The following is a 15,925-nucleotide window of genomic DNA, read 5'->3' as shown; positions in this document are numbered from 1 at the left end:
TATTGATTAGTAAAAATAAAAAACCGTGGTGAAGAGGGCGAACAGTTTTGTGAAAAATCTTTTTATTGGGAAGTCAGAGAATACTTTTCTCAAAAATATCGACTAATGGTTGAGTATTGCCGTGGTATCCGGCCACGTTAGCCGCTAACCATTCCTGAACGCCGATATTTTCGAAAGAGACACCATAGCCACAATTGATAATCATATGCTCGAACAATAAACGCTGAGAACGTCCATTGCCTTCCCGAAATGGATGAATCACATTCAAATCTGAATAATATTCTGCTAACTGAGTTATTAGCGCTGGACGTTCAAGGCCTTGTAAAAAATCATCATTGGATAGCCGTGTAAAAATTTTATTAGCTTCAATTTCGATACGGGATACGGTGCAGAAACGTGTTTGACCTTTAGAAATATCGATACGCCGTATTTCTCCTGCCCAATCGAATAAATCCCCGAATATTTTCCCGTGCAGCCCACACCAATAATGTAAATCGTAAGGCGGTTCTTCAAATTCAATATCAAGAACGGCCAGCTCGGATAGTTGACGTTCCGCATCGTCGAATTGACTGTCATCGTTGATGCAGAGTTTATTTATCAGAACATCGCTATCAGGGTAGGTATAAGGATCTTGCCCTGAACCGTATTTATCAGACATAACCACTCGCCTTATACATGGCTATCAGATTTTTTCTCAGCGCCTCTCTGTCCTGCTTGTCGCTTGGAAGTGGCGTATCCTCAACGCTGAATCCTTCAAGACGCATACTGTCCCGATAGTTTTTGAGTTTCACCTGATTGTAGTAATCACGCTTTTCTTCCAGCGTCACCATACGTGGGGATCGCGTTTTGTCTGGCGATCCTTTTGTCGTGATTTTCCGGTGCTGTTTAAATATCGACAGATCGGTATTTTTCAATTTCTCTATCAACCTTTCTCCGTCACCAAACACGCCCCATGACGAGATAGACAAGGCTTGCCGTTTGCCATTTTTCTCGCGTGATATGTTGATATCCATCGTTGACTGGAGCGTGTTTAACACGTCCTGTACTTTTCTTTCAGAGATACCTGTAGCGTTGATGATAGATTGCGTATTAGGGGAATCTTCTTGTACCAGAGCCGCGAGTACCGCCATTTCATAGCGCATGTGCTTTCACCTTTAATCCGCATATATATGCGATAAAGAGTACCACAATTACGGCCTAGGCATACCTTATCTGCAAGGGTGGTGAGTTACTCATCACCTGTTCATTCACTGTTCATCACTTAACTCACTAAAAATAAAGATAAAAAACACAAGGTGAAGAGGATGAACAGTTTTTCGCAAAATCATTTTATTTTGGTGTCTTGTTGATATCGCCCTATTGCTGCTTTTTGGGTTAATCGTTAAATTTCGTATCACGGATGAAGGGGAAGCGTGTAAAGGTCGATCTGGATGAATTATAAATTAAAGCGTAAAGAGAAACGTTCTCCAAAGAACGGAAGGGACATGTTGCTTAAGCTGGAGATTGAAGAACAACATCAATTCGCAACAACCTTACTATCCGAAGCACCAATTTCACCAGCATTACTCTCTGCGATCAAAAGGCGTAAAGAATTGAGTGAAAATTGATCTCATTTTTATCTCACATACTCATCGTCACTTTGCGTAGGCTCACGTTTAGGCCTATAAATAAAGTTTGAATTCAAAATTAAAACATAAAGATCATCACGTTACGATAGATATTCAGATTCCCCCAGCTCATGGATAGATGCACCGTCTTTATAAAAAAAACGATAACCTATTTATTGTCGAAGGATTTTCTCGTTACTCTCCTCGTCTTATATATCATGCTAGCTATTTTCTGGTACATGCTTTGGGCCTCGCAGCTGTCACGTCGCACGATACTGCTCGAGACACTTCCAGAACTCACTATCTACCTTACCTTTGGGATCGTTCTGGGGCTTATCTTTGCTGGCCGTGCGCTCTACTCTCGATCGGCAAAAAAGAAACTAAAACACATGCTCGAAATGTTCCTGGGTGGTTTTGTGTTGGGATTTCTTTCCATCGTGAATATTTTTGACGTGTATGTTTATCTGTTCCCTGATGACGTGATTAGTTACACATCCGACTATAAGATTGTTTTTCCTGGACCATCTACAGGAAAAGTAGTCGTTGTGAAGCCGGTATATGGGTTAAAGATATCCATACTGGGCAATTTAAACAGCTATGCACTAACAGAGAAATACTGTTTAAAAAAAGGAGGCAAGGAATGGATGCATTATGGATCACTGCGCGGGTCAATAAACTCGGTACGTATATTGTCGATTATCAATTTACCTATAAGTAATTTCGCCCTCAAGCTCGCAAATTCCACCGTTTTACCGACACCCTTAGTAAGTGTTGATAGATTAAAATACCAGAAACTCGCTTAGGTCGGTTTTCGGCATGCAATGCACACCAGTACCCCGCCAAAAATGAAATCATCCACTGGAATGTATTTCCTGTTTACACGTTTGGACATCACCGATGTCGCAATTTTACATCACGAAAGCAAATAATAACAATTTGTTATAATTTCAAGTGTAAATTAATGTCAGTTTTTAAAACGTAGGCTGGATGATGATGTGCGATCCAATTTACGTCCTATCACTGGTGATAATACAAATATCGAAATATTGATATTCATTTTATACGACTAAAAAGAGGTGTTACTGCTATGTTCAGAAAATTATCTCTCCTGAAGATCGTTGTCATTTTTGCTATTTCTCCCTTTGCATTTGCCAAATCGGACATACTGCGTATCGGCGTCGATTTAACGTATCCCCCCTTTCAGAGCATGGATAACAATGGTAATCCATCGGGGTTTGAAATCGAGGTAACGGATGCTATCTGTAAATCGATAAATGCAAAGTGTGATTATATCGTCAACACGTTCGATTCCCAGATCCCCGCCCTTCTCGCAAAAAAAATAGACGTCATCGCGCCACTTGGTGTGACACGTAAGCGAAAGGAATCGATAGATTTCAGTGACTATGTTTTCCATGTTCCCACCAAACTTGTCGCAAGGAAAGAATCCAATCTTCTTCCCCAAGCTGAACTGCTGCGCGGGAAAAATATCGCGGTACAGCAAGGTACCATTCAGGAAGCCTACGCCAATAAATATTGGCTACCCGCCGGGGTGATTGTTAAAAACTATCCCGATCAGGAAGCCATTTATGAGGATTTACAATCAGGAAGAGTGGAAGGCGCGCTGTGCCCGTCGGTTGCCGTCGCGTTTGGATTTTTAAACACACCGCAGGGTAAAGATTTTGAGCTAAAAGGCCCGGAAGTGACCGATGCGGATTTATTCAGTCTCGGTTCTGCATACGGTATACGTAAAGACGATACGGAAACAAAACAACTCATCAATCAAGGGCTGAAAGATATCGTTCAAAAAGGCCTATATGCAAAAATACAGAAACGCTATTTCGGCGATATCGATTTAAGCGTGAAGGAATAATATCAGGCGCGGTTAACAGATTATTTTCATGTCCAACTGTTCTCCCTGACCTATTAGAAGGCCGGGGAGATTTCAACGAAACGGGAGTTTACGGCCATACCCAGCAACAGAATCTTGATAAAGAGGGTGAGCGCCATCAGCCCCTTTTCTGTTACTATCACGCGTTGGAAAATAGCGATATATATGTGAATATACCTCGCTTCACACCACCATTTTTAATGTCGCTTTCACAGTGAACTACACGCAGGAGAAACCATGAGCCTTCACCTCTGGCTGGCTTATACAGGCATCATCATCGCTCTGATTGCCATTCCGGGCCCATCCGCCTTAATCAGCATGTCGCACGGTTTACGCTACGGCGCTTCACGCGCAACAGCAACCGTACTCGGCGGCGTCAGCGCGGCAATGATTTTGATGTCCTGTTCAGCATTGGGGTTAGGTGCCATCCTCGCTGCGTCAACCACTGCATTTACCGTATTAAAAATTATTGGGGCGGTTTATCTCATCTGGTTGGGTATCGCGTCATGGCGCTCTAAGGATATGACCACTACGGTGCAGAACGTGCAGGAAGCCTCGACTCTTGGCTGGTTTCCGCTATTCCGCAAAGGCTTTCTGGTCGGGATCAGTAATCCGAAAGATCTGCTGTTTTTCGCCGCACTCTTCCCAAATTTTATCGATACCAGCGCCCCACACGCCTTGCAGCTGATCATTCTGGCGGTAACCTGGGCAGTCTTCGATTTCAGCATCATGTTTATCTATGCCTGCACCGGCCGTCGTTTATCGGGCCTTTTCTCCAACCCGCGCCGCATCAAGCTGTTTAACCGCTCGACGGGCGGGATCTTTATTCTGGCAGGCACCACGTTGGCGGCGTCAACGCGTTAATTGACTGGCTCCTGCTGCCTTCCGGCTGGCAGGAGCGACACCGTTACGATGCCGTGACAAAATCAGCGATGCCCTTTTCGTCCATCCGATAGCGCACCCACTCATCCTGCGGTTTCGCGCCAATGCTCTTATAGAAATCGATCGCGGGTTGGTTCCAGTCCAGCACGCTCCATTCCAGCCGTCCGCACTGTCTTTCCTGTGCAAGACGCGCCACCTGTTTCAGCAGCGCTTTGCCCGCTCCCGCTTGACGATACGCCTGCGCGATGTAGAGATCTTCCAGATAGATGCCGTATTTCCCCAGCCAGGTTGAGTAGCTCATGAAGAAAATCGCATAACCGGCAGGCTTACCATCAATCTCGCAAATCAGCGTTTCAGCCGTCGCCCCCTCACCAAAGAGCGAGCGCTCAATATCCTCAAGCGAAGCCAGGACTTCGTGGCGCGCTTTCTCATACACGGCAAGTTCGATGATTAAATCCAGAATCACGCTCGCATCTGATTTCTGCGCGGGACGGATGGCTATATCCATAAAAGCTGGGTCCAGAAGTGCTGGGTTCATAACGTCTCTCTTCTCCGGTGCTAATTTTTCCAATGCTAACCATGACCAAGGCTTGCCATGCTACCGGATTTAAAATCAGTTACACAACGATATGACGAGTTCTGTCATATAGAGAAGGAGGGAATACGTTAGGTTGAGAATGTCAGGCTCGCCGTTCTCGCTCAATCAATAGCACGAGAGCGGCGATAGGAAAGTTATCAATCTGGCCGTTTTTTCTTTTAAACGCCGAGAGTGTCAGCAACCTGCTCACTTTCCGCCTTGGAAAAGTTGGCGTAGGTCAGCGCATCAAGTAATGCGGCGCGATCGATCGTCGGATAAATCTCTGAGCTCTGCAAAAGCTGGCCGATTTCCTGAATGGTGAGTTGGGGATAGATGGCGTGTGATGCAACGGCAATGTCGCGAGCGGCGTAACACAGTTTGCGTAAAATCACCGCAACCTGCTGGTATGTGATCGCCTCCTGATACACGGTATAAAGCACATCAGCAATTAATGTCGACGTCAAAACCGAAATACGGGACACATCACCCGCTCTTCCCCCCAAGGCCTGAAGGATGTGTTCGACGGCCTGTTCTGGCGTTTTCCCCTGAGCCTGTTGTGAAGCCAGTACGGAAACCAATTTATTTTTTATTTCATCATTTGCCATCGTTCGGTTCCTTCATACATTGATTACAGATGTTATTTTAGTATAAGCACGCTACCTGTCATGGCAGTAATGAGCAAACAAAATCATGCGGCGATACCCTTCAATAGGTACAAAAAGACATCAACTCGCTCAGCGGTGTATAATATGCCCAATTTTAGGAAACACGGACTTCCTAAAGCCAGAGCTGCGCGTAGATGTAGATAGAATAGAAAGCCAACGCGCGTGCAGCTTGAAGTATGACGGAGATAAAACACAGTTTGATACAACTCCGCACACATCGTTCCACCCTCTTTTTTCCTGAAATGCGATAATCCTCCGATAAAAATCGTATTTTCGTTTATGCCCAATCATTTTCATCGCCTCAAAAGACCATGTAAAATGAAAGGCTTAGTGAGCAAGAAGGCTATAAGTCATGATCACCACCGACGGTAATAACGCAGTCGCCTCTGTGGCCTGGCGAACCAATGAAGTCATCGCCATCTACCCGATTACTCCCAGTTCCAGCATGGCTGAACACGCGGCCGCCTGGTCGAGCGACGGCGGGCTGAATATATGGGGAGATACGCCCCGCGTTGTTGAAATGCAATCGGAAGGCGGCGCGATCGCTACCGTCCACGGCGCATTGCAGACGGGTACGCTCGCCACCACGTTTACCTCATCGCAGGGTCTGCTGCTGATGATCCCCACGCTGTATAAGCTGGCCGGTGAGCTAACCCCGTTCGTCCTACACGTCGCTGCCCGTACGGTTGCGACACATGCGCTTTCTATCTTCTGCGATCATTCGGACGTCATGGCCGTGCGCCAGACGGGTTGTGCCATGCTGTGCGCCAGCAATGTGCAGGAAGCGCAGGACTTCGCGCTGATTTCGCAAATCGCCAGCCTGAACAGCCGTCTGCCGTTTATCCATTTCTTCGACGGTTTCCGTACCTCACACGAAATCAATAAGATTGAGCCGCTGAGCGATGACGTGATCCGCCAGCTTCTGCCACAGAAATCCATTGATGCACACCGTGAGCGAGCGCTCACACCGGAACGTCCGGTGATTCGAGGTACCGCGTCTAACCCGGATACCTTCTTCCAGGCGCGCGAAGCCACTAACCGCTGGTATGACGCGGCTTATGAGCACGTTGAACAGGCGATGAACGATTTCGCTGCCGCGACAGGACGCCAGTACCAGCCGTTTGAATACTACGGCCACCCGGAAGCGACCAAGATCGTCGTCCTGATGGGTTCCGGCGTCGGCACCTGCGAAGAAGTGATCGATACGCTGCTGACGCGCGGCGAGAAAGTCGGCGTGGTGAAAATCCGCCTGTATCGTCCGTTCTCTGCCAAGCATCTGCTGGCCGTCATTCCGCAAACGGCTAAGAGCATCGCGGTGCTGGACCGCACGAAAGAGCCGGGTGCGCTGGCAGAACCGCTGTATCTCGATGTGATGACCGCGCTGGCCGAGGCGTTCTCCGCAAGTGAGCGTTCACTTATGCCACGCGTGATTGGTGGTCGTTACGGACTGTCTTCCAAAGAATTTACCCCGCAGTGCATACAGGCTATCTTTAATGAGTTAGCACTTGCTAACCCACGACCGCGCTTCACTGTCGGGATTTATGACGATGTCACCAACCTGTCTCTGCCACTGCCGGAACAACATTTTCCCAGCAGCGCGTCACTCGAAGCTCTGTTCTACGGTCTGGGCAGTGACGGCACCGTTTCTGCGACCAAGAACGCCATCAAAATCGTTGGTGAGACCACGCCGATGTTTGTGCAGGGCTACTTTGTCTATGACTCGAAAAAGGCCGGTAGCCTGACCGTTTCCCACATGCGTGTGGGCCCGCACCCGATCAATTCAGCCTACCTGATCGATCAAGCCGATTTCGTCGCCTGCCATCAGTGGCAGTTTATCGACAAATACAGCATGGTCGAACGGCTGAAGCCCGGCGGCGTTTTCCTGATCAACTCGCCGTATAGCAGCGACGATCTGTGGCACCGTTTGCCACAGGAAGTGCAGGCGGGACTGAATCAGCGCAATGCCCGCGTGTACTGCATCAATGCAGCCAAGATTGCCCGCGAGTGTCATCTGGGCGCGCGTATTAATACCGTCATGCAGATGGCGTTCTTCCACCTGTCACAGATTCTGCCGGCCGATGTGGCGATAGAAAAACTGCGTACCGCCATTGCCAAGAGCTACGGCAGTAAAGGTCAGGAGCTGGTTGAGCGTAACTGGCAGGCGCTGAGCGCCACGCTGGAAGCGCTGGCAGAAGTGCCGCTGGAAGTCGTCAATCCAGACAGCCCGCAGTGGCCGCCTGTGGTTTCCGACGCCGCACCCGATTTTGTCAAGACCGTCACGGCCGCGATGCTGGCTGGGCTGGGTGATACGCTGCCCGTTTCTGCCCTGCCGCCCGATGGCACCTGGCCGACTGGCACCACCAAGTGGGAAAAACGCAATATCGCGGAAGAGATTCCGCTGTGGCAGCCGCAGCTTTGTACGCAGTGTAACCACTGCGTTGCCGCCTGCCCGCACTCGGCTATTCGCGCCAAAGTTGTTCAGCCAGACGCAATGGAAAATGCACCAGCCTCACTACAATCGCTGGATGTGAAAGCGCGCGATATGCGCGGTCAGAAATACGTGTTGCAGGTCGCTCCGGAAGACTGTACCGGTTGTAACCTGTGCGTAGAAGTCTGTCCGGCTAAAGACCGTCAGAACCCAGAAATCAAAGCCATCAATATGGAATCCCGTCTGGATAATCTGACGGCGGAAAAAGAGAACTTCGATTTCTTCCTGCAATTACCGGAAATCGACAAATCCACGCTGGAACGTATCGATATCCGTACTTCTCAGCTAATTTCGCCGCTGTTTGAATACTCCGGCGCCTGCTCCGGCTGTGGCGAAACGCCGTACATCAAGCTGCTGACGCAGCTCTATGGCGATCGCCTGCTAGTCGCGAATGCGACAGGTTGTTCGTCTATTTATGGCGGTAACCTGCCTACCACGCCGTGGACGACTGATGCCAACGGCCGCGGTCCGGCCTGGGCTAACTCGCTGTTCGAGGATAACGCCGAATTCGGTCTGGGCTTCCGTCTGAGCGTCGATCAACACCGTCAGCGTGCCGTGCGCCTGCTCAACAAGCTAGCACCGCAATTGCCGCCGGATCTGGTTAACGCGTTGCAGGAAGAGTCCATCGCCCCCGATCTGCGCCGTCAGCAGATTGAACAGCTGCGTGGGTTGCTAGCAGCTATCAATGATAACGACGCCAAGGTACTAGCGAGCGAAGCCGACCACTTTGTCGATAAATCCATCTGGCTTATCGGCGGGGACGGCTGGGCGTACGATATCGGCTACGGCGGGCTGGATCACGTCATGAGCCTGAGCGAAAACGTCAATGTGCTGGTGCTGGATACGCAGTGCTACTCCAACACCGGTGGACAGCAGTCCAAGGCGACACCGCTGGGCGCCGTCACCAAATTTGGCGAGAAAGGCAAACGCAAAGCGCGTAAAGATCTCGGCATCAACGTCATGATGTACGGCCACGTATATGTCGCGCAGATCTCATTGGGCGCACAGCTGAACCAAACGGTGAAAGCGATTCAGGAAGCCGAAGCCTGGCCAGGCCCATCGCTGATTATCGCGTACAGCCCGTGTGAAGAGCACGGCTACGACCTGGCATTCAGCCACGATCAGATGCGTCAATTAACGGCAACCGGCTTCTGGCCGCTCTACCGCTTCGACCCACGTCGCGCCGAAGAAGGGAAAGCCGCGCTGGTCACTGATTCTCGTCCGCCATCAAGCAGCCTGAGTGAAACGCTGATGAAAGAGCAACGCTTCCGCCGCCTGAATAGCATGATGCCGGAAGAAACCGCACAGCTCTATGAAGAAGCGGAGCTGGATCTGCGTCGCCGCTTTGACTTCCTGACGATGATGGCAGTCAAGACAGAGAAAAACCCGCAGGAATAATCGTTCCGCTCCAAACCGGCTTCGGCCGGTTTTTTTATGGCGTGCCATCCCTGGCCGCCACCCTTACGGGCCGTTGCGTTTTCCCCTATCCAAACGAGGGTGAATACCGAAAAATCCAACGCAGATAGTCCAGTTTGTCAGGCATGGTAAAGAGGGGCTGACAAGACGCAAGTTACCTTATACTTTATGAGATTATTCGCTCGTTACGGTGTCAAACCGCTCTCAACGTCGCAGAGGACGAAACATGAAAGGAAAGTTCGCACCATCGCAAATTGCATTGCACTGGCTGGTTTTTCTGTTGCTCGTTGTGACTTATGCCACCATCGAGCTACGCGGATTTGCTGAACGCGGTTCGCTGCTGCGCACCGTGATGATGGTGACGCACTTTAGCTGCGGTGTAGCCATATTGGTTCTCATGCTGGCTCGCCTGTTCTTGCGCCATCGGCATACCTCGCCAGCCATTACGCCAGCGCCATCTCGTTGGCAAAGTGCGCTGGGCTCACTTACCCACGCCGTTATTTACCTGCTGTTTATCACGCTGCCGATACTGGGCGTTGCCTCGCGCTATTACAGCGGTCGGGACTGGATGCTTTTTGGTATCGGCATGCCAACAGCCGCGACACCAAATTTTGACCTGGCTGAAACGCTGATCGGTTGGCATGAAACACTGGCACCGTTAGGATACTGGCTCATTGCCCTGCATACCGCCGCTGCCCTGTTCCACCACTATGTTATGAAAGACAACACGCTGCTGCGCATGATGCCAGCCAAGCGCGATTAATCGGGCCACGAAGGAGCAAGCATGAAAGTCGCACTGGGACAATTCGCCGTTGACCGCGAATGGCAGCAAAACGCCACGACTATCACTGAGTTCATGTCGGCAGCACAGCAAAACGGTGCTGACCTGCTGGTGCTGCCTGAAGGCGTGCTGGCTCGCGATATCACCAATCCCAACATGGTGCTCACCGCTGCTCAACCGCTTGATGGCCCGTTTATCTCGCATCTGCTGGAAGCCAGTAAAGGCAGCAATCTGACGACCATGCTGTGTGTGCATATCCCGAATGGCGAAGGGAAAGTCTGGAATACGCTGCTGGCGCTGCGCAACGGCGAGATCGTTGCTCAGTACCGGAAGCTGCACTTGTATGATGCGTTTTCCGTACAGGAATCGGAGAATGTGCTGGCAGGCGAAGACGTTCCGCCGCTGTTGACCATCGCCGGGTTGAACGTCGGGCTGATGACCTGCTATGACATCCGCTTCCCTGAACTTGCACGCCGTCTGGTACTAGACGGCGCAGACGTACTTGTTCTTCCTTCGGCCTGGATTAAGGGGCCGCTGAAAGAAGCGCATTGGGAATTATTGGTGCGCGCCAGAGCACTGGAAAACACGACCTATCTCGTCGCCGTTGGCGAATGCGGCGTCAAGAATATCGGCAACAGCATGGTGGTCGATCCTTTAGGCGTTGTCGTAGTTCAGGCACCGGAAACATCGGCTCTCATCTATGCCGACATTGACCCAGAACGACTGGCCTACGCCCGTCAGATTCTTCCAGTTCTGGCTAATCGCCGCTTTAACAAACCCACATTGGAAGAGGAAAATTGAGTCGCACCTCACCCTAAGGGGTTTTCTTTCTCATTCGTGCGCCAAAAAGTGTGATTAGTTACACATGTTGTTTCCCTCGGAGGCCATTCTGCACATATAATGCGCATCCGGTCGTCATCGCGACCTTAGCAGACCAGCCTCCTGATTCGGGGGGTGCATTTACCACTCAAATAAAGAAACGAAAATGAGTATTCGCGCGATCTTTACTTTAGTTCTTGCAGCCGCCGCATTCAGCCAGGCCGCTTTTGCCGTTGTTTATCCTCTGCCTGCGGCTAACAGCCGACTGGTAGGCGAGAATATCGAAATCACCGTACCGGAAGATAGCACACAGCCGTTGGAACATTTTGCAGCACAGTTCCAAATGGGCCTGAGCAACATGATGGAAGCCAACCCAGATGCGGACGTTTACCTGCCGATTCCCGGCAGCAAAATGGTTATTCCTCATCAGTTGATTCTGCCAGATGCACCGCGTGAAGGCATTGTCATCAACAGCGCAGAAATGCGTCTGTACTACTACCCGAAAGGCTCCAAGACCGTGGTCGTGCTGCCAATCGGCATTGGTGAGTTAGGTAAAGATACGCCGATTAACTGGACGACCTCCGTTCAGCGCAAGAAAGCGGGCCCAACCTGGACACCAACCGCGAAGATGCACGCAGAATATGCGGCACGCGGTGAAACCCTGCAAAAAGTTTTCCCGGCTGGTCCAGATAACCCAATGGGGCTGTACGCGCTGTACATCGGTAACCTGTACGCGATCCACGGCACCAACGCCAACTTCGGTATTGGTCTACGTGTAAGCCACGGCTGTGTCCGTCTGCGCGCCGATGATATCAAGTATCTATTCAACAACGTTCCGGTCGGTACTCGCGTTCAGTTCATCAATGAGCCAGTGAAAGCCACCGTTGAGCCAGATGGTTCACGCTATGTTGAAGTTCACAATCCGCTGTCTCGCACGGTAGAAGAATTCCATTCTGATTCTCCGGCACCGATCAGCATGACACCAAAAGTGAGCAAAGTTTTGGCCGACGCCAGCGTGAACACTAGCGAAGTCGATCAGGCAATCCAGAGACGTTCTGGTATGCCGACCAAAATCAATGGTCTGATCGAACAAGCCACGCCAGCTATTCCGGTTGAATCTGTTGCAGCACCTGTTGCACCAGAAGCACAGCCGCAAGATAGCCTCAATGCCGTGCAAAATGTCGCACCAGTTGAAGCACAGACGACGACCGCAGCCGACGCTAACCGTTCGTAATCGCCTATGACGCGTTGGAAACCCATTCAGGTTTCCAACGCGTTTCTCTAGCGTCCCTACCGTTTACTTTTTCTGTGAGGCTTCCAGCGCCTGCGCCACATCCGCGATGATGTCGTCAATGTGCTCAATACCGACCGAAATTCTGACCAGATCCTCACTCACTCCCGCTTTCGCTAACTCTTCCGCATTCAACTGCCGATGCGTGGTACTTGCCGGATGGCACGCAAGCGATTTGGCATCGCCAATATTCACCAGTCGTAAAATCATCTTCAGCGCATCAATAAAATGCCCCCCTGATGCTTTCCCGCCTTTAATGCCAAAGCTGATAATCCCAGACGCCTTACCCGAGGTAATTTTGTCGCAGTTTGCTTTGTAAGGGCTATCTGGCAACGCGCCATAGTTGACCCAGGTAACCAACGGATGCTGATTCAGATAGCCAGCCAACGCTTCCGCATTGCTGCAATGGCGTTCGATGCGCAGGCTGAGCGTTTCCAGCCCCTGCAACAGCAAGAACGTGCTGTGAGGAGAAAGCGCCGCACCGGTATTGCGTAGCGGCACCACGCGGCAGCGCCCAATATAGGCCGCCGGACCGAAAGCGTCGGTATACACCACGCCGTGGTAAGAAGGATCGGGCTCATTCAGTAACGGGAAACGCGCTTTGTTCGCAACCCAGTCAAACTTGCCGGAATCGATAATCGCCCCGCCGATGGTGGTGCCATGACCGCCGATATATTTGGTCAGTGAATGGACGACGATATCTGCGCCGTGCTCAAAAGGTCGGCACAGCACAGGTGTCGCCACCGTGTTATCAACAATCACCGGAACGCCGTGGCGATGCGCAATCTCCGCGATTTTGGCAATATCGACGATATTTCCCGCCGGATTCCCGATAGATTCACAAAAAACAGCGCGAGTGCGCTCATCAATCAGCGATTCCAGCGTCGTAAAATCATCGAAAGAGGCCATCCGCACCTCAACCCCTTGACGCGGCAGGGTGTGGGCAAACAGGTTATAGGTGCCGCCATACAGCTGGCTGGTGCTGACAATATTGTCCCCAACCTGCGTGAGTGCCTGGAGCGAATAGGTAATTGCCGCCATACCGGATGAAAGCACCAACGCACCAATGCCACCCTCAATAGCTGCCAGCCGCTGTTCCAGCACCGCATTCGTTGGGTTCATGATACGGCTATAAATATTGCCCGCCACCTTCAGATCAAACAGATCTGCACCGTGCTGCGTGTCGTCAAATGTGTAAGAGGTCGTCTGGTAAATCGGCACGGCGGCGGACTTCGTTGTCGCTTCAGATTCATAACCATGATGTAGCGCGAGGGATTCAAGTTTCATCTTACAGACCTTTTTGTTGATCGTTGGAGTGAGGAAAATATCCAGACAAAATAGCAGACAGCGATCGGGAAAAGCACTTGATGATGTAGAAGAAATGGAGATAAGTTAGTAAAAACAAGACTAAATTTCAGCGTTACATTATTACGCTGAAGCCCCCTCACAAAACCGTGATCCGCCGCTGAACCAAATCTGAAAAAGCGATAAAATTTGCGCAGAGAAAAAAACGTGCGCACCGTAACCTATCTGCGCGTCACGTATTGCACCGCCTGCAAATCACGGCTACTTTTAACGTTATGAATCCCCCCACCCGAAACGCAATAAATGACTGATAAAATAAAAAATATCGCTACCTGCGAATTGCCTGCTAGCGTCCAATTCCCCCACTACGATCGTAAGGCGCTGAAGCCACGCATCGTCCATATCGGTTTTGGTGCTTTTCATCGCGCTCATCAGGCACTGCTCACCGATCGCGTGCTGAATATGGTGGGAGGAAACTGGGGAATTTGTGAAGTCGTGCTGTTCAGCGACGACACCATGATCACTGCGCTACGTCAGCAGGATCATCTGTTTACCGTGTTGGAAAAAGCGGCGACGAACAATCAGCCGATTGTCGTGGGTGCCGTGTGTGAATCGTTACATGCCAAAATAGAAGGCATTACTGCCATTATTGAGAAACTCGCCGCGCCAGAAACCGCCATCGTTTCCCTGACGATTACCGAAAAAGGCTATTGTATGGACGGAACGAGCGGCAAGCTGGATCGGACCAATAAGCTGATTCAACAGGATCTCATCGATCCTCGTCATCCCGCCTCGGTGCCGGGGTTACTGGCGGAAGCGCTGCGCTTGCGTCACGAGCGCGGGATTGCGCCGTTCACCGTCCTCTCGTGCGATAACGTGCCGGAGAATGGCAAAACGGCCAAAGCCGCCGTGCTGGAATCTGCGGGGCTCAATGATCAGAGTCTGATCGATTGGATCGAGGCCAAGGTTTCTTTCCCGAATACGATGGTGGATCGCATTGTCCCTGCCGCGACGCCAGAAGCGTTGCAGGAAATTGCCGATCACCTCGGCGTCGCCGATCCCTGTGCGATAGCCTGTGAACCCTTTATTCAATGGGTGATCGAAGATCATTTCACTGCCGGACGCCCTGAGTGGGAAAAAGCGGGTGTGCAACTGGTGCATGACGTACTGCCGTTTGAAGAAATGAAACTGCGCATGCTGAACGGCAGCCACTCGTTTTTAGCCTATCTGGGCTATCTCGCCGGTTATGATCACGTCAGCGACTGTATGAATGACGAGAACTATCGCCGTGCGGTGTCTCATCTCATGCTGCTGGAGCAGGCACCGACGCTCAGCGTGGTGGATATCGACCTGAAAGACTATGCGGTTCAGTTGCTTACTCGTTTTTCCAACCCAGCGCTCAAGCATCGAACCTGGCAAATCGCGATGGATGGTTCACAAAAGCTGCCTCAGCGCACGCTGGAATCGCTACGCTGGCATCTGCGTAATGGCGGAGACTATCGCTGTCTGGCATTAGGGGTCGCTGGCTGGATGCGTTATGTCAGCGGAAAAGACGACGCGGGCAACCCTATCGAGATCCGCGATCCGCTGGCTGATAAGCTCAGACAGGTCGTTGCGGAAACGTCAGATAGCCCCGAGCGGGTCAGTGCGTTTCTCAATATTCGTTCTATTTTCGGCGAGGATCTGTCAGCAAACCACGATGTCTTCAACGCTATCGCACAGGCTTATCTGAAGCTGCGCGATCACGGCGCGAAGAACACCGTGGCCGCACTGGTACAAGACTTTAAATAACGATAAATCCAAGCAGCGCAAGATATACCGCACTCTGGGCACCCAGCGACAGAGTGCGGCCTTTACCTTTTGTTTCATCCAGCCACGGCAGCGATGACCAACTCATTCCCGCGCCAATAACCGCGATCACCAACATCGCTGCGGCAACCAGCCAGACAAGCTTATCCAGCAGCGAATTGGGAAACAAAATTTGCATTGCAGAAACGATGAGAAACAGCGTAACGCAACGCAATACCCCGACCAAAATACCCGCACGATCTCTTAGCCCAAGCGGGGCGGAAGACGGTAACCAGGCCTGAAAAGCAAACAACCCAACTACGGCAATAAAAATCACATAAATAATGGCATAGGCCAGCAAATGACTCACGTTACGGCTCCTGATGAGGGAATACAGTAGATTGAACTGGGCGGGATG

The 15,925-nt window shown here is 51.0% G+C and carries 14 protein-coding genes and 1 pseudogene; 9 read left to right on the top strand and 6 right to left on the bottom strand.

What is annotated here, in order from left to right; genetic code table 11:
- Positions 1 to 73: 73 nt before the first annotated feature.
- Both BUB06_RS06945 and BUB06_RS06940 read right to left on the bottom strand, forming a co-directional pair.
- Positions 74 to 658 carry a putative adenosine monophosphate-protein transferase Fic gene (locus BUB06_RS06945; RefSeq protein WP_039470930.1) on the bottom strand — a complete coding sequence of 195 codons (585 nt, stop codon included), beginning with the start codon at positions 656 to 658 and terminating at the stop codon, positions 74 to 76.
- The gene (locus tag BUB06_RS06940) at positions 651 to 1,142 is read right to left on the bottom strand and encodes a YhfG family protein (protein WP_039470929.1); all 492 of its coding nucleotides are present in this window, start codon (positions 1,140 to 1,142) and stop codon (positions 651 to 653) included. Before BUB06_RS06940 ends, BUB06_RS06945 begins: the two co-directional genes overlap by 8 nt.
- A 288-nt stretch (positions 1,143 to 1,430) precedes the next feature.
- Here BUB06_RS06940 and BUB06_RS22110 point away from each other — a divergent pair, with 288 nt between their 5' ends.
- The 4 genes and pseudogenes from BUB06_RS22110 to BUB06_RS06925 all read left to right on the top strand — a co-directional run bounded on the left by BUB06_RS22110 (position 1,431) and on the right by BUB06_RS06925 (position 4,359).
- Positions 1,431 to 1,607: a hypothetical protein gene (locus tag BUB06_RS22110; protein WP_153266389.1), complete on the top strand. Its 177-nt coding sequence runs from the start codon at positions 1,431 to 1,433 to the stop codon at positions 1,605 to 1,607.
- Between the two features lie 139 nt (positions 1,608 to 1,746).
- Positions 1,747 to 2,325, top strand: a pseudogene (locus BUB06_RS06935) (hypothetical protein).
- Between the two features lie 369 nt (positions 2,326 to 2,694).
- On the top strand, positions 2,695 to 3,477 hold the full coding sequence (locus BUB06_RS06930; protein WP_039470927.1) for a transporter substrate-binding domain-containing protein: 783 nt from the start codon (positions 2,695 to 2,697) through the stop codon (positions 3,475 to 3,477).
- A 255-nt stretch (positions 3,478 to 3,732) separates the two neighbouring features.
- Positions 3,733 to 4,359, top strand: a complete 627-nt coding sequence (locus BUB06_RS06925) for a LysE family translocator (protein ID WP_039470925.1) — start codon at positions 3,733 to 3,735, stop codon at positions 4,357 to 4,359.
- A 43-nt stretch (positions 4,360 to 4,402) separates the two neighbouring features.
- Here BUB06_RS06925 and BUB06_RS06920 read toward each other — a convergent pair whose 3' ends face one another.
- Both BUB06_RS06920 and BUB06_RS06915 read right to left on the bottom strand, forming a co-directional pair.
- The gene (locus tag BUB06_RS06920; protein ID WP_039471041.1) at positions 4,403 to 4,885 is read right to left on the bottom strand and encodes a GNAT family N-acetyltransferase; all 483 of its coding nucleotides are present in this window, start codon (positions 4,883 to 4,885) and stop codon (positions 4,403 to 4,405) included.
- 248 nt (positions 4,886 to 5,133) lie between these two features.
- Positions 5,134 to 5,559, bottom strand: a complete 426-nt coding sequence (locus BUB06_RS06915; RefSeq protein ID WP_039470923.1) for a hypothetical protein — start codon at positions 5,557 to 5,559, stop codon at positions 5,134 to 5,136.
- 412 nt (positions 5,560 to 5,971) lie between these two features.
- Between BUB06_RS06915 and nifJ the strand changes: the two genes are divergently transcribed.
- From nifJ to BUB06_RS06895, 4 genes are all read left to right on the top strand, one after another.
- Entirely contained in the window at positions 5,972 to 9,505 is a 3,534-nt protein-coding gene (gene nifJ / locus BUB06_RS06910) for a pyruvate:ferredoxin (flavodoxin) oxidoreductase (RefSeq protein ID WP_039470921.1), read from the top strand.
- 244 nt (positions 9,506 to 9,749) lie between these two features.
- On the top strand, positions 9,750 to 10,286 hold the full coding sequence (cybB, locus tag BUB06_RS06905) for a cytochrome b561 (RefSeq protein WP_039470919.1): 537 nt from the start codon (positions 9,750 to 9,752) through the stop codon (positions 10,284 to 10,286).
- Positions 10,287 to 10,307: 21 nt separating this feature from the next.
- Entirely contained in the window at positions 10,308 to 11,105 is a 798-nt protein-coding gene (locus BUB06_RS06900) for a deaminated glutathione amidase (RefSeq protein WP_039470917.1), read from the top strand.
- 184 nt (positions 11,106 to 11,289) lie between these two features.
- Positions 11,290 to 12,357, top strand: coding sequence for a L,D-transpeptidase family protein (locus BUB06_RS06895; RefSeq protein WP_039470915.1), 1,068 nt, complete (start codon positions 11,290 to 11,292; stop codon positions 12,355 to 12,357).
- Positions 12,358 to 12,420: 63 nt separating this feature from the next.
- Here the strand turns inward: BUB06_RS06895 and BUB06_RS06890 are convergent, their stop codons facing one another.
- Complete coding sequence (locus BUB06_RS06890; protein WP_010295775.1) at positions 12,421 to 13,701, bottom strand: O-acetylhomoserine aminocarboxypropyltransferase/cysteine synthase family protein; 1,281 nt, start codon at positions 13,699 to 13,701, stop codon at positions 12,421 to 12,423.
- 321 nt (positions 13,702 to 14,022) lie between these two features.
- Between BUB06_RS06890 and BUB06_RS06885 the strand changes: the two genes are divergently transcribed.
- Complete coding sequence (locus BUB06_RS06885; RefSeq protein WP_039470913.1) at positions 14,023 to 15,510, top strand: mannitol dehydrogenase family protein; 1,488 nt, start codon at positions 14,023 to 14,025, stop codon at positions 15,508 to 15,510.
- On the opposite strand, the gene BUB06_RS06880 is transcribed toward BUB06_RS06885, so the two are convergent.
- Positions 15,503 to 15,877: a hypothetical protein gene (locus BUB06_RS06880; protein WP_039470911.1), complete on the bottom strand. Its 375-nt coding sequence runs from the start codon at positions 15,875 to 15,877 to the stop codon at positions 15,503 to 15,505. The genes BUB06_RS06885 and BUB06_RS06880 overlap by 8 nt on opposite strands.
- Positions 15,878 to 15,925 lie beyond the last annotated feature (48 nt).

The organism is Pectobacterium carotovorum, assembly GCF_900129615.1.
Lineage (GTDB): Bacteria > Pseudomonadota > Gammaproteobacteria > Enterobacterales > Enterobacteriaceae > Pectobacterium > Pectobacterium carotovorum.
Note: the sequence above shows the minus strand (reverse complement) of the source record. Positions and strands in the feature narration are given on the sequence as shown.

Excerpts from the sequence above, each read along its gene's own strand:
- BUB06_RS06945 (WP_039470930.1), bottom strand. The coding sequence starts at position 658 with ATGTCTGATAAATACGGTTCAGGGCAAGATCCTTATACCTACCCTGAT.
- BUB06_RS06940 (WP_039470929.1), bottom strand. The coding sequence starts at position 1,142 with ATGCGCTATGAAATGGCGGTACTCGCGGCTCTGGTACAAGAAGATTCC.
- BUB06_RS22110 (WP_153266389.1), top strand. The coding sequence starts at position 1,431 with ATGAATTATAAATTAAAGCGTAAAGAGAAACGTTCTCCAAAGAACGGA.
- BUB06_RS06930 (WP_039470927.1), top strand. The coding sequence starts at position 2,695 with ATGTTCAGAAAATTATCTCTCCTGAAGATCGTTGTCATTTTTGCTATT.
- BUB06_RS06925 (WP_039470925.1), top strand. The coding sequence starts at position 3,733 with ATGAGCCTTCACCTCTGGCTGGCTTATACAGGCATCATCATCGCTCTG.
- BUB06_RS06920 (WP_039471041.1), bottom strand. The coding sequence starts at position 4,885 with ATGGATATAGCCATCCGTCCCGCGCAGAAATCAGATGCGAGCGTGATT.
- BUB06_RS06915 (WP_039470923.1), bottom strand. The coding sequence starts at position 5,559 with ATGGCAAATGATGAAATAAAAAATAAATTGGTTTCCGTACTGGCTTCA.
- nifJ (WP_039470921.1), top strand. The coding sequence starts at position 5,972 with ATGATCACCACCGACGGTAATAACGCAGTCGCCTCTGTGGCCTGGCGA.
- cybB (WP_039470919.1), top strand. The coding sequence starts at position 9,750 with ATGAAAGGAAAGTTCGCACCATCGCAAATTGCATTGCACTGGCTGGTT.
- BUB06_RS06900 (WP_039470917.1), top strand. The coding sequence starts at position 10,308 with ATGAAAGTCGCACTGGGACAATTCGCCGTTGACCGCGAATGGCAGCAA.
- BUB06_RS06895 (WP_039470915.1), top strand. The coding sequence starts at position 11,290 with ATGAGTATTCGCGCGATCTTTACTTTAGTTCTTGCAGCCGCCGCATTC.
- BUB06_RS06890 (WP_010295775.1), bottom strand. The coding sequence starts at position 13,701 with ATGAAACTTGAATCCCTCGCGCTACATCATGGTTATGAATCTGAAGCG.
- BUB06_RS06885 (WP_039470913.1), top strand. The coding sequence starts at position 14,023 with ATGACTGATAAAATAAAAAATATCGCTACCTGCGAATTGCCTGCTAGC.